The sequence below is a fragment of the uncultured Oscillibacter sp. genome, from assembly GCF_950073225.1.
In the GTDB taxonomy this organism is placed as follows: domain Bacteria; phylum Bacillota; class Clostridia; order Oscillospirales; family Oscillospiraceae; genus Oscillibacter.
In genome coordinates this window covers 1-12,764 of sequence record NZ_CATMPS010000003.1, presented here as the reverse complement: position 1 = coordinate 12,764, position 12,764 = coordinate 1, and the positions used below count along the sequence as shown (strand labels likewise).

The 12,764-nt window shown below is 57.2% G+C and carries 14 protein-coding genes and 1 riboswitch; of the genes, 5 read left to right on the top strand and 9 right to left on the bottom strand.

Annotated elements, in window-relative coordinates:
- Positions 1 to 526 precede the first annotated feature (526 nt).
- A riboswitch (TPP riboswitch) is annotated at positions 527 to 634 on the top strand.
- 94 nt (positions 635 to 728) lie between these two features.
- Together Q1M04_RS16100 and Q1M04_RS16095 are read left to right on the top strand one after the other, a co-directional pair.
- On the top strand, positions 729 to 962 hold the full coding sequence (locus Q1M04_RS16100; protein ID WP_366131461.1) for a hypothetical protein: 234 nt from the start codon (positions 729 to 731) through the stop codon (positions 960 to 962).
- A 2-nt stretch (positions 963 to 964) separates the two neighbouring features.
- Complete coding sequence (locus Q1M04_RS16095) at positions 965 to 1,387, top strand: energy-coupled thiamine transporter ThiT (RefSeq protein ID WP_366131505.1); 423 nt, start codon at positions 965 to 967, stop codon at positions 1,385 to 1,387.
- A 107-nt stretch (positions 1,388 to 1,494) separates the two neighbouring features.
- Here Q1M04_RS16095 and Q1M04_RS02940 read toward each other — a convergent pair whose 3' ends face one another.
- The 5 genes from Q1M04_RS02940 to Q1M04_RS02920 form a co-directional block, all read right to left on the bottom strand.
- A complete protein-coding gene (locus Q1M04_RS02940; protein ID WP_293281704.1) occupies positions 1,495 to 2,403 on the bottom strand; it encodes a dihydrodipicolinate synthase family protein in 909 nt (302 codons plus the stop codon).
- A 10-nt stretch (positions 2,404 to 2,413) separates the two neighbouring features.
- Positions 2,414 to 2,866 (bottom strand): YhcH/YjgK/YiaL family protein, encoded by a 453-nt coding sequence (locus Q1M04_RS02935; RefSeq protein WP_297997064.1) that lies wholly within the window; start codon positions 2,864 to 2,866, stop codon positions 2,414 to 2,416.
- Positions 2,867 to 2,870: 4 nt separating this feature from the next.
- Entirely contained in the window at positions 2,871 to 3,797 is a 927-nt protein-coding gene (locus Q1M04_RS02930) for a carbohydrate ABC transporter permease (RefSeq protein ID WP_297997062.1), read from the bottom strand.
- Positions 3,798 to 3,809: 12 nt separating this feature from the next.
- Positions 3,810 to 4,703 carry a carbohydrate ABC transporter permease gene (locus tag Q1M04_RS02925; RefSeq protein WP_295756950.1) on the bottom strand — a complete coding sequence of 298 codons (894 nt, stop codon included), beginning with the start codon at positions 4,701 to 4,703 and terminating at the stop codon, positions 3,810 to 3,812.
- A gap of 150 nt (positions 4,704 to 4,853) precedes the next feature.
- Positions 4,854 to 6,209 carry an ABC transporter substrate-binding protein gene (locus Q1M04_RS02920; RefSeq protein WP_297997060.1) on the bottom strand — a complete coding sequence of 452 codons (1,356 nt, stop codon included), beginning with the start codon at positions 6,207 to 6,209 and terminating at the stop codon, positions 4,854 to 4,856.
- A gap of 289 nt (positions 6,210 to 6,498) precedes the next feature.
- Between Q1M04_RS02920 and Q1M04_RS02915 the strand changes: the two genes are divergently transcribed.
- The 3 genes from Q1M04_RS02915 to Q1M04_RS02905 all read left to right on the top strand — a co-directional run bounded on the left by Q1M04_RS02915 (position 6,499) and on the right by Q1M04_RS02905 (position 9,598).
- Positions 6,499 to 7,155: a GDSL-type esterase/lipase family protein gene (locus Q1M04_RS02915; protein ID WP_295756834.1), complete on the top strand. Its 657-nt coding sequence runs from the start codon at positions 6,499 to 6,501 to the stop codon at positions 7,153 to 7,155.
- Between the two features lie 154 nt (positions 7,156 to 7,309).
- Entirely contained in the window at positions 7,310 to 8,242 is a 933-nt protein-coding gene (locus tag Q1M04_RS02910; RefSeq protein ID WP_297997058.1) for a DUF4062 domain-containing protein, read from the top strand.
- Between the two features lie 426 nt (positions 8,243 to 8,668).
- Positions 8,669 to 9,598 (top strand): sugar phosphate isomerase/epimerase, encoded by a 930-nt coding sequence (locus Q1M04_RS02905; RefSeq protein WP_297997056.1) that lies wholly within the window; start codon positions 8,669 to 8,671, stop codon positions 9,596 to 9,598.
- 406 nt (positions 9,599 to 10,004) lie between these two features.
- On the opposite strand, the gene Q1M04_RS02900 is transcribed toward Q1M04_RS02905, so the two are convergent.
- The 4 genes from Q1M04_RS02900 to Q1M04_RS02885 form a co-directional block, all read right to left on the bottom strand.
- Positions 10,005 to 11,042: an IS30 family transposase gene (locus Q1M04_RS02900; RefSeq protein ID WP_297997054.1), complete on the bottom strand. Its 1,038-nt coding sequence runs from the start codon at positions 11,040 to 11,042 to the stop codon at positions 10,005 to 10,007.
- 156 nt (positions 11,043 to 11,198) lie between these two features.
- The gene (locus tag Q1M04_RS02895; RefSeq protein ID WP_300345863.1) at positions 11,199 to 11,402 is read right to left on the bottom strand and encodes a hypothetical protein; all 204 of its coding nucleotides are present in this window, start codon (positions 11,400 to 11,402) and stop codon (positions 11,199 to 11,201) included.
- 472 nt (positions 11,403 to 11,874) lie between these two features.
- The gene (locus tag Q1M04_RS02890) at positions 11,875 to 12,069 is read right to left on the bottom strand and encodes a hypothetical protein (protein WP_297997051.1); all 195 of its coding nucleotides are present in this window, start codon (positions 12,067 to 12,069) and stop codon (positions 11,875 to 11,877) included.
- Positions 12,070 to 12,268: 199 nt separating this feature from the next.
- A partial coding sequence (locus Q1M04_RS02885; RefSeq protein WP_300446435.1) for a hypothetical protein occupies positions 12,269 to 12,764 on the bottom strand: 496 nt, incomplete at its 5' end.

Sequence of the window (12,764 nt, the reverse complement as noted above, 5' to 3'; positions counted from 1 at the left end):
CCCTTTTTCAACAAAAAATCCGGATGTCCAGAGCGAGTTTTCAAAAGTGGTGGAGAAATTTTTGCAAATTTATGTTTTATGTAAACTAAACTACCAAAAGGCGGATGGCAGGAGTGTGTATGTAAATTTTTTCCAGCCCGAAAGACAACCGGAGAAACCTGAAAACTTTGGGAAACAGCCCTGTGGAAAACTCTGTGGAAAGTGTGAATAACTTTTTGTAGAAGCCTTTTATGAAAAATTTTATGTAAATTACGAGAGACTGGGCGGCTTTTTCGGGAAGCGGCGGAAAAACGCACGGAAAGGGAAGAAAGCTGTAAAAATACCGGCGGAGCGAAGGACGTTCATGCGCCGGATTGTGACATGTTTCCTGGCGGCGTGTCAAAAACCGACAAATTGCTCAAAGGCGAAACGCAGGATTTCCTGCGATAATACGAAAGGTAATCGCGGCGCGGGGGAGGCCGGGCCATGCAAAAAAGGCTTGCGCCGGGCCGCTGGCCGTGCTATAATCTTGTTACAAACTACATAAGATCGTGAACTGGGGAGCTCGCGGAAGCGGGCTGAGAGGAAGCGAACGCTTCGACCCACAACCTGATTTGGGTAATGCCAACGTAGGGAGCCGTCATGAACCGACATGCTTTTTTCCGCATGAGGAACAGCCCTCCCGGTTTCGGGAGGGCTTTTTGGATTGCCGTCAGTTTCGCGGTCGGAACAAGGAGGAACATCATCCCATGCTGAACCTGTTTGTCAACGGTGAGGGAGGCCTCACCACCGCGGGCTACGCGCTGAGCGCCGCGCTGCTGGTGCTAAGCATTCTGGCGGGCCTGGCCCTGGCGGACCGGGGCGGGAAAAAGGGCTTTGCCGCCAAGCAGCTGGCTTACTGCGCCATGGCCGTGGCCCTGGCCTATGTAACCAGTTTCATCAAGGTGTTCAAGCTGCCCTACGGCGGGTCGTCACATTGCTGAGCATGCTTTTCATCGTGCTGGTGGCCAACTGGTACGGCGTCAAGACCGGCATGCTGGTGGGCTTTGCCTACGGCATTCTGCAATTTTTGCAGGAGCCCTATTTCCTGACGCTGTTCCAGGTCTGCTGCGACTATGTGCTGGCCTTCGCCGCCCTGGGGCTGGCGGGGCTCTTCCGGGGGAAGAAGAACAGCCTCCTCACCGGCTACATCGCGGCGGTGCTGGCCCGGGGGGTGTTCCACTCCATCGGGGGCTACCTCTACTGGATGGACTACATGCCGGAAAACTTCCCCCTGGCCCTGCGGAACCTTTACCCCATCATTTACAACTACAGCTATTTACTGGCGGAGGCGGCCGTCACCGTCCTTGTCATCAAGATTCCGGCGGTGGAGCAAGCCTTGGAGCGGGTGCGCAAAGCCGCGCTGTAAGGGCGCGCGCCCTCTTGTTCCAGGCAAAACACGGCCCAAGGAAGACTGCGGACCGTCCTCACCACAAACGAACCCCCCGCTTTTCCAAGGAAAAGCGGGGGGTTCGCTTAGCAGTATTTCGCGATAGCGGCCTGGATCATCTCGTGGGCCTGAACAATGATGGCCTGATCGCCGGGCTCCAGCGCCAGCAGAGGCGCCCGGACGCCGCCGATATCCGGTCCGCCCTGAAGGCGGAGGATCTCCTTGATGACGGCGTACATGTTGCCCTGGGTGGAGCACATCTTGTAGATGATGCGGCAGCACTCGTTCTGGACCTCCCGGCCCTTTTCCATCTCCCCGGCCTTAAAGCAGCGGAAGATCTCCAGGTACAGCTCCGGCATGGCGGCGTAGGTCCCGCCGATGCCTCCGGCGGCTCCGGCGGCCAGGCCGCTGAGAAGCTGCTCGTCCGGGCCGTTGAAGACCAGGGCCCCCTCGTCGTGCCACATCTGGATGTCCTGGACAGGCATGGAGGAGTTTTTCACCCCGACGACCCGGGGATTCTTCAGCATCTCCTGAAGCAGGGGCACCGACAGCGCCACGCCCGCCAGCTGGGGAATGTTGTAGATGATAAAATCCGTGTTGGGGGCCGCGTCGGAGATGTCGTTCCAGTACTTGGCGATGCCCTTGGGGGGCAGATGGAAGTAGATAGGGGGAATAGAGGCCACGGCGTCCACGCCCAGGCTCTCGGCGTGGGCCGCCAGCTCCCGGCTGTCGGCGGTGTTGTTGCAGGCCACATGGGCGATGATGGTCAGCTTGCCGCCCACCTCCGCCATGACGTTTTCCAGGGTCTCCTTCCGCTCGGCCACGCTCTGGTAGATGCACTCGCCGGAGGAGCCGCCCACATACAGGCCCTTTACTCCCTTGTCCAGCAGGAACTTCGCCAGGGCCCGGACCGCCGGGGCGCTGACCTTGCCGTCCTGGTCATAGCAGGCGTAAAAGGCGGGGAAGATACCCTGGTATTTGGAAAGGTCTTTCATGTTGTCACTCCTAGTCATAAATTTTCACCTTGAAGACCACCTTGCTCACGGTCTTCGGCCCGTCCACCTGCATCTTGATGCGGTGCGCGTCGCCGGGGAAAACCACCAGGAAGTCCCCGGGGGAGAGGATCAGCTTATAGTCTCCCTCACCCCGGTAGGCGTAGAAGTCGTTGGCCTCTACCCGGTCGAATTCCGCCAGGGTCTCCGGCGGGGCGATTTCCACCTTTTCGGAGCCCTCCGCCATGATGTGGATGTCCAGGTACTTTTTGTGGGCCTCGAAGAAGCTCTCTTCCGCCGGCACGGTCTCATAGGTGAACCGGGTGGCGTAGACGCCGCCCTTGAGCTCCACCCGCTCCGAACCCACGGAGGCCAAAAACTCCGGCGTGATATGCTCCAGCGCCAGGTCCAGGTTGGGGTGGATGCCCCGGTAGGCCGGGGCGTCCTTGTGTTTGGCGTAAATCATCGCGCTATCCTTTCACCGCGCCCATGGTGATGCCCTGGGTGAAGTACTTCTGGAAAATCAGGAAGACGATGATGATGGGAGCCGCCGCCAGGGTGGCGCCGGCCATCAGCAGGCCGTTGTCCACCGAGGTCTCCGCCTGGAGGGTGGCGATGCCCAGGGGGATGGTGAAGTTGCTGCCGCTGGCCAGCATGACCAGCTGCATGAAGTAGTCGTTCCAGCAGTTGATGAAGGTGAAAATGGCCAGGGCGCCGATGCCCGGCTTAATCATGGGCATGACCACCGTGGAGAAGGTATTCCACTCGCTGGAGCCGTCAATTCTGGCGGCCTCCAGAATCTCTCCGGGGATGCTCTCCGAGAACTGCTTCATGAGGAACACGCCGAAGGGCCAGCCCACGGTGGGGAAGATCACCGCCCACAGGCTGTCGTACAGACGCAGGGCGGACATCTCTTTCAGCAAAGGGATCAGGATGACCTGCTTGGGCAGGGCCATGGCGCAGACGATGAGGGAAAACAGGATGGCCCGGCCGTTGAAGCGCTTCTTCGCCAGGGCATAGCCCGCCATAGCCGCCGTGAGGCAGGTGATGAGCATGGCCAGCACGCACATGAGCACCGCGTTGATGAGCCAGCGGATGGCGGCGGGGGCCTCCGGCCCGGCGGTGAGAAGCACCTTTTTCCCGCCGTTGAAGAAGCTGCCGAAGGGCAGGTAGATCTCCCACAGGGGGACGCTGCGCTGCTTCATCAGCTTGTCAAAGTTGTTCATGACCCATTCGGTGGGAATCCAGATGGGTTTGGTGGCGTTGATATCCCCGCCGTTTTTGAAGGCGCCGGTGACGATCCAATACAGCGGGAAGGTGAAGAGGAACGCCAGAATGACCAGGATGATGATGGAGGCGATTTTATACGCCCGGCCTTGTCCAGTTTCGATTTTCATACCAGCACCCCCTTACTTTTCTTTCGCCAGCTTGAACTGGAGGGCGGACAGCAGTCCGATGAAGATGGCCAGCACCACGCCCATGGCGTTGGCGTAGCCGAAGTGGCCCGCCTGCTCCGTCAGCTTGAAGGCGGTCCAGTAGATATGGTACATCACCGTGTTGGTTCCCGCGCCGCCCTTGGTCAGCAGCTGGATGAGGGCGAAGCACTGGAAGGAGTTGATGGTGGTGATGACCAGGATATACAAGGTGGTGGGCATCATCTGGGCCCACTTTACCTTCCAGAAGACCTGGAAGCCGTTGGCCCCGTCCACCTCGGCGGCCTCAATGAGGGTCTGGTCCACATTGCCCAGGGCGGAGACGTACAGCACGATGGGCTGGCCCACGGAGGTGGTGAACAGGATCAAAATGATGCACCAGAGGGCGTACTTGGAGTCGCCCAGCCAGTTGATGTTTTGGTCGATGAGCCCCGCGCCCTTGAGGACATGGTTGAAAATGCCGGTGTAGTTGTCGTACATCCACTTCCACACCACGGTGACGGCCACGGAGCCGGTGACCACGGGGAGGTAGAAGATGCAGCGGAAGGCGGAGAGCACGGGCCCGCTGAGCTTGTAGATGACGGAGGACACCCACAGGGAGAATGCGCACACGGTGGGGACGCTGACGATGACGATGATGAAGGTGTTTTTCAGCGCCTCCAGGAAGGTTTCGTCGCTTAGCAGATTGGTGAAGTTGGAAAAGCCGATGAAGTTTCCAAACATGCCTTGGTCATGCATGTTGGCGTCCGTGAGGCTGGTAACGATGCAGATAATCATGGGGATGACCACGAAGCCGATGAAGAAAATCAGGCTGGGCAGCAGGAAGAGGTAGCCGGAGATGTTCTCCCGCCGCTGCAGCGCGCGGCTCATGGTGGGATGGGACTGTCTTGCCAAGATCAACACTCCTTTACGACTGGATTCGACAGGGCAGGGCCTCCTGAGGTAGAACGCGCCCCTCTCCCGCCCTTCGCGGGAGAGGGGCGCAAAAACCCTTATCTCTTTGACGGTGTATGGAAATGCTTAGCCGGCTGCGTTGGCTTTTTCGGCGTGGATGGAAACAGCCTCGGCGATAGTGGCTCCCTCGCCAACCTCCTGGAGCATGGTCCACCACTCGGTACGGGCGCCGGCCCAGCCCTTGGTGACCTGGTAGTAGTCGCCCAAGTAAGGCATGAGGACCTGGTACTCGTTCATGATCTCGTTGTCGGCCCAGATGTCGGAGAGGTCGGTGCCCTCGGCGGCGGAACGGGCGGCGAAGTAGTTGGCGGTCTTTACCGCTTCCACGGTGTGCTCAGAGTCGCACATCCACTTGATGAAGGTTTTCGCGTCGTTGATTCGGGCTTCATCCCCGTTGTCGAAGATGCCGAAGCCCCAGATGCCGCCCTGGAGAGCGGGAGAACCGCCCTGAGAGGGGAAGCCCATGAAGACGATCTCTTCACCGTTGGCGGTGAGGCCCGCGCCGGTGTCGGCCTGGTTGGGGTTGAGCTGCTGGGCAATGTTCCAGCAGAAAGCCATCTTCAGAATGCCCTGATAGAAGACCTTGATCTCGTCGCCGCCCTCAAGAGAGGCGTCGAAGGCGATGCCGGGCATGCTTCTGAGCTGCTCCAGCGCCTTGATGTTGGCGGGGTCGCTCCAGGTGTACTGGTCGTGGGTGGCGGTGGCAAAGGTGCCGCCGTAGAGGTTGTTGACGAGGGCGCGGGTGCCCTGGTCGCCGCCCTGGCCCTTGCAGTACACGGCGCCCACAGGAGCCTGGAAGTGCTCATACAGCGCGTCCACGGCGTTGATGAAATCGCTGGTGGTCCAGGTGTGGGTTTCCAGGTTCAGGAACTGGTCGGCGCCCGCTTCCTTGAAAGCGTCCAGGTTGATGGCCATGCAGTGGGCCGTGACAACCAGGGGATACTCATAGACGGAGCCGTTGGGGTGGGTGCAGGCGGCCATGGCCGCCGCGTTGATTTCGGACTTGTCCGTGTCGTCGAACATGTCGCTCAGGTCCACCAGATAGCCCTTGTCGCCCCAGTTGGTGACCAGGCGCTCGGGGCCTTCCATGATCAGGTCGGGCGCGTTTTTCGCGGTGATGGCGGAGTTGACCTTGTCATCGCCGTCGGCGTAGGCTAAGTACTCCACTTTCACGGAGATGCCCGTGTCGGCCGTGAAGGCATCGGTGATGGCTTTGACCTTGTCTTCCTTGCCCCAGTCGCCGATGGGGTAGGTCCACAGGGTAATTTCGCCGGCGGCGGCGGGCTCCTCAGGGGTCTCGGGGGTCTGGGTGTCGGACTGGGTCTGGTCGTCGTCGGGGGGCGGGGTATCGTCCTTTTTGCCGCAGGCGGCGAGCCCCAGGACCATAACCATGGCCAGCAGCAGAGCAAGCATTTTTTTCATCGCAAATCCTCCTTTTAATCCTTACAAAAAATGAACCGGCCGATCGCCGGCTCACTGTGTAAATTATACAAGGACTCCCTTCTTTTGTCAATTGAAATCGGACGGATTTTCGTAAGACAAGAATATTTAGGGAAAGTTTCAAAAATAATTTCGATTTTTGGTGAATTTACCCTCAAAATTCGGAAAAGAATTTGATTGTATGCCTTGACAAACCGGAAAAACCTGCTAACTTATACCACATAGGGTAAATTTCAGGCTGGCTTACCGCAGACAGAAAGGAAGATGGACGATGAAAAAGCACATCCTCTGCTTAGGAGATTCCAACACCCACGGCTACTGCGCCGACCCGGCCGACTGCGCCGACGGAGGCAGCCGCTTCAACGAGGACGAGCGCTGGACCTGCCTCCTCCAAAAGGCCCTGGGGCCGGACGTCCTGGTGACGGAGGAAGGCCTCAGCGGCCGGACCACTGTGTTCCAGGACCCCCTCCATGAGACGATGGACGCCCTCACGGTTGTGTACTCTCTGCTGAAAAGCCACGAGGCGGTTGATCTTCTCATCATTATGCTGGGCACCAACGACTCCAAAGAGCGTCTGGGGGCCAACGCCTCCTGCATCGCCATCGGCATGGAGCGGCTGGTCCGCAAGGCCCAGAGCGTGGACTGCTGGGGGGATCACGCGCCCAATATTCTGATTGTCTGTCCGCCTCCCATCCGCCCGGAGATGGAGCTGGCGGAGTGCGGGGAGCCTATGGGAAAGGGCTGCCTGGAAAAGACGCGGGAGCTGCATAAGTACTATAAGAAGACCGCCCGGCTGGTGGGAGCCCACTACTTAGACGCCAAGGACTGCGAGTTTAACGCCGTGGACGGGATGCACCTGACCCGGAAGGGCCATGCCCAGCTGGCGGCACTGCTGGCGGAACTCGTGCCGGGGCTGCTGCCGGGATAACGGTTTGCCGGATCTGGTTGAAAGGCGGGGGAACTTGTTGTATACTGTAGACGAGCGGCAGGCGCCCTGCCGCCGTCTGCCCGTGAGAGCGCGGGGAGAATCACGGCCGGCGGCGTAAGGAACGCCAAGAACAAAAGAATGGGAGGAAAAACCCATGGCCACGACTCAGGAGCGTATGAACGTCCCCATATTTGTGTCGTCTACCTATGAGGATTTAAAGGCCTATAGGGATGAGGTGGAACGGAGCATTATTTATATGAACCAGACCATCAAGGGAATGGAGTTTTTCGGCTCAACGCCTGAGAGACCTTTGGATAAGTGCCTACAGACTGTGCGTGAATGCAAGCTTTATATCGGGATCATCGGCATGCGTTACGGAAGCGTGGAGGAGGACAGCGGGAAATCGTTTACGGAGCTGGAGTATGACGAGGCGGTAAAAAACAGGATTCCGGTGCTGATCTACATATTGGATGAAAACCATCCGATTGCTTCCAGATTTGTGGATAAAGGGGAGGGCGCGGAAAAATTAGAAGCGTTTAAAACCCGCTTAAAGAAGGCGCATGTGGTCAGCTCGTTCACAACTCCCGCCGATCTTGGCAAAAAAGTAACCCAGGATTTGATGAACGAACTGAAAAAAGATCGTGCGATCGAGGACTCTTTGCGGACTCTGCCCTCCGATACGGAGGGCGGCGACTACGAAATTCTGAGAGGCTTTTTGCGCCGGCCTTATAAATACTACGGACAAGAGATTATACTGGATATGCTGCTGACTCCAAATCAGACTAGTTCTGTAAAGGTAGCTCTTTGCAAGGGCTTGGGCCTGCAGGTTGGAGACGTCTCCGGCATCCGCGCCACTGCAAAATCGCCTGATGGAAAAGAATCCAGTTCCATTCAATTGTTTGGCGAAGGGGAAATGGCCGACTGGATCGACAGCGTTCGTGAGCCCCGAAGCGCCAGGCTGAAGGGGCGCTTGTCGTACTGCGTATTGAAAGAGGATACGAAGCATGACGACGGGGTGATACTGAAAGACTTCATGTATACGCGCATGATTCTTCTGGATGTTATAGAAGACAGTCTGCCGGAATAGAGGGCAGGCGGGCGCGGAAAATCTCGACGCGGTGGGACCGCCTCGAAACGGACATGAAAAATGCGCCTCCCCGGCGGATTTTTCCGCTGGGGAGGCGTTCTTTTGCCGATATCTTATGTGTGCCGCCGGAAAAGGTCCGGGCGCTTATTTCTTTGCCTCGCGGCGCAATTCGCGGCGCATCCGGTTCAGCTCCTGATAGCGGATGCTGACAAGGCTTTGGAACCATTTAAACATACGAATCGCCTCCTTCATACTTGGGATTGCAGTTCTTAGGATATCAGGTTTTCACAAAAAGTCCAGCGGCAAACCGGACGATTCGCACAAATTTTGAAGAGAAAAACTGTGCACAATAAACAAAGCCGGCTGGCGTGGTTTTCAAATATTGCGGCTGAACGTTGGCGTTCGAAATAATTGGGAGGAATGAGCATGATTCAAATCTGCGGCGCACCTTGCTGCTGGGGCGTGGACGACCCCCAAAATCCCTATCTGCCCCCCTGGCGGCGGGTACTGGAAGAGGCCGGCCTGGCGGGGTACAGCGCCATTGAGCTGGGGCCTTATGGTTATCTGCCCATTGACGCGGAAACGGTTTCCGCCGAACTGCGGAAGAACGGCGTGGCCATTGTGGCGGGCACCATCTTCCACGACCTGCTGGACCCTGCCAACCAGGAAAGCGTCCTGAAAGCGGCAGACGACATCTGCCGCCTGATTACGGACCCGGCCCTGCCAAAGCTGCCGGTCCATCAGGGGCAGAAATTTCCCACGCCCTACATGACGGTTATGGACTGGGGCCATGACCGGCGGGACTACGCCGCAGGCCACCCCGACCGGGCCCCCAGACTTTCCGCCGAGGAGTGGTCCGGCTTTATGGAGAACCTCCGGGCAGTGTGCGAACGGGCTAACAAGTACGGCGTCCGGCCCGTCATTCACCCCCACGCCGGAAGCTATATTGAATTCGAAGACGAGATTGCGGCGGTGGTCCGGGACATCCCCTATGAGACGGCGGGGTTGTGCCTGGATACGGGGCATCTCTACTATTCGCATATGGACCCGGCGGAATATTTGAAAAAATACGCCTCCCGGCTGGATTATGTCCATTTTAAAGACGTCAATGAGAAGGTCTACCGGGAAGTGCTGAACGAGCATATCCGCTTTTTTGACGGCTGCGGCAAGGGAGCCATGTGCCCCATCGGTACGGGAAGCCTGGATTATCCCGGCATTAAACAGGCGCTGGAGGATATCGGCTACAGCGGCTATATTACCATCGAGCAGGAGCGGGACCCCAGGAATGTGGAAGGGAGCCTGCGGGACGTGAAGGCCAGCGTGGAATATTTGAAAAGCGTGGGCTACCACATTTGACCTGTTGATAAGCTTATAAGGAAATGGCTTCCCAAAATCGGTTTGGAACAACGCCGGCGCCACGCGGGTATGACTGCCGCCGTTGAGATAGAGGCTTTCCGTATCGCCCTGCCCCCCCAGGACACGAAGGGCGGAAGATATGGTTCCTTTGACCGCTTCTGTTCGCCGCGTTTCTTTGTCCCTGTCAATTTGCGCCGGTGAGCTTTTCGAATATTCAAATAAAATAGAAGTAGAACCCAACAGTCGGATACCGGATAAATACGCGTGAATTGTCAAGAGTAAACGAACATTTTCCCCAAAAATTTTTCAGTAAGGAGAGATGGGGGTAGGAGCAGGGGCCAGAGCGAGGACGGGCCCCGAGCCGGAGGCGATGGGGCGTGTTGGCAGAACCCCGGCGAGGCGGGGCCTAGACGGAGGCCGGGGCGGCGCTGTCCTGGCGGAGGCAGGCAAGCTCCTCCTCAAAGAGCTCGGCGGCGGTCCGGTAGCCTAAAACTTTGCGGTGCATGTTGTTCATGTAGCGGGCAACTGCATCGCAGTCTTTTTGCCTTACGTTCCGCATACTTTTTCCTTTGGGGAGGAAACGGCGGATAATGCGGTTTGCGTTTTCATTGGAGCCACGTTCGCAGGACGTGTACGGGTGGCAGTAGTAAAGGCCAGGAACCAGGACCTGAATACCGTCTGCGTCCTGGAACTCAGAGCCGTTGTCTACGGTGAGGGTTTTGAAGGTGCCTTCCGGGAAGCGGGAGACGATACGGGAGAGGGCGGAGACCGTGGCGGCGGAAGTCTTGGCGGAGGTCCGGAAGATGATTTCAAAGCGGGTCCGGCGTTCGGTGAGGACCAGAAGTGACTGCTTTTTGCCTCTGGCCTTGCCTATCACGATATCCATTTCCCAATGTCCGAAGGTAGAACGGCTGTCTATGACCAGGGGGCGGCGTTCAATTCTGGTCCCCTTGGGGGCCTTGGAGGCTTGGACTTTTCTATGCTTGCGCTTCTTCCTCTTGGACTTCTGCCAGAGGTCCTTGCTGGTTACGCCTGGGATATAGCCTTTGTCTATGTAGCGGTAGAGGGTAGACGTGGAAACGGTCCATTGGTCTTGTGTCTGGAACGCTCCTACAATCTGGTCCGGGGATTCACCGGAGAGGATACGGGAGGAAACCGCCTTAGCGTAGGCGTGATTATGGCCCAGCTTAACGGCGCCGCCTTTAGCGGAGGCCTGCCAATCTGCGTTATCCTGGGCTATCATGGCGGAATAGCGTTTTAGGGTGTTCCAAGTTTTGCTGTCCAGATGGTCATATAAACCACGCTGAACCTCATAGTGAAGGGAGGAAACGGAGAAGCCCAGTTTACGGGACATGGCACGGTAGGAGGCTCCGGCATTGAATACTTTCTCGATGTTGAGGCGGTCTATCCATGTCATGCGGCTGTATCTCTTTTCCTTGTGCATGTTGGAACCTCCAATTTTTGAAAGTGTAGATTCAAAAAGATATGGATAAGACAGAACGCCGGGGCTAAGCCCTGGCGTTTTGCTTTGAGGTTATGGGAAGATTTTTCCGTGGGAAAAAGAGGAGCGTCCAGAGAGGCGGGGGTATCCGGGCAACGGTCAGGGTTCAGAGGGCGCAGAGGGGCCTTTATGGGGCTCCTGGGCGGGGTCTGCGGAGGAGGCGGGAGCGTCAATGATTTCCTCTGCGTGGACGTATGCGCCCTCGACACGGCTGACAATGTAGGCGGTCAGGGATTTTCCTTCCTGCTCCGCAAGAGCACGCCAGCGGTCACGGGTGCCTTTGGGAGTCGCTATTTGTATCATGTCATACGCTTTTGCACGGTATTTATTGCTTGCCTTGCTTTGAGCCTTGCTTACCATAGGAACCACCTTCTTTGCTACAGGATAGCACAGAAAACCGTTACACGTCAAGCCGTCAAATTGCACAAATTCATGAAGCATATTTGTACTCGAGCGGATGCTTCATGAGGCATAATTTTCTTGACTTTATATGCTTCATGCATTATAATGATAAATGTAAGGAGAGCACGGAAGTGCCTGGGAAATATGGGAGAGGCCTAAGGGCCGGAAAAGCTGATTTGCCCTTGTTGCGGGCAGAGCGTGCGAGCTACGAAAGCGGTCAATATCCTTTGCGGGGACTGCATGGAGAAGATGATGGAAGGGCTATCCAGAATACATACTTCATGTAAATAACCTCAAATCATTGAAAGTGCACGCTCAAAAAGGAGCGGAGGGGGCGGGGCGGGCTTTCGCTCCGCCGCCGCCCCCATGCGGGTCACATTCTGAACATCCGGCGGAACAGGCCGACGCCAACGCCGATGAAGCCGAGCACACAGCCCACCAGCAGGAGGGGGTGCGCCATGATGGTATCGGCAACGACGCTGACCCAGCCGATAGCGGCTTCAAATACCTCGCCAATCATGGAGAGCATCGAAGCCAGAGTGACGGTGGTAGCAGTAGAATCGCCCATTTTTTCACTTCCTTTTTTGAATTATCGTTTTTATTGAAAGGGCTGTTTTTCCGGCCGGGAAAAACTATGTTAAGGCAGGAGCTGCCGAAACACCTTGATAAGCTGGGACAAGCAGATAAGGGCAAAGAGATAAATCACCGGGTCACGGCCCAGGAAATCAGCTATGGTGGTAAGCACAACTGTAAAAAACTCCGTCATATTAACCATACTTTACACTTCCTCCCAGGAGCCGGAACAGGCAATACAGAATGAGCAGGAACACGGCGAACCCGGCTAACCACTCGAAATCCATTCCGGCAACGCCGGGGACGTATTGCTCCTCGACGGCGATAGGCTCACCGTCCATATACGTTGTGACGGTCTGGACCTTGGGGGTATATGTACCGAACAAATCCCGAACTACCTGGGCCATCGTATTGCCAGCATCAAATTCCAGCGCCGCACGGGCAAATTCCGGGATAGTGGTGATAGTGAAAATCTGGTGATTCTCCACGGCGGGGGTTTCCTCGATACCGACATTCGTAATAGTACCAGGGACTAAAGGAGTACTGGGAATGACATAGGACGGCGGAAGTTCTACGGGAAGGTCCGGGAGAGGGTCTACAGGCGGGTTCGGGTCTACGGGCGGGTCCGGGTCCACGGGCGGGTCCGGGTCCACGGGCGGGTCTGGGTCTACAGGCGGGTTCGGGTCTACG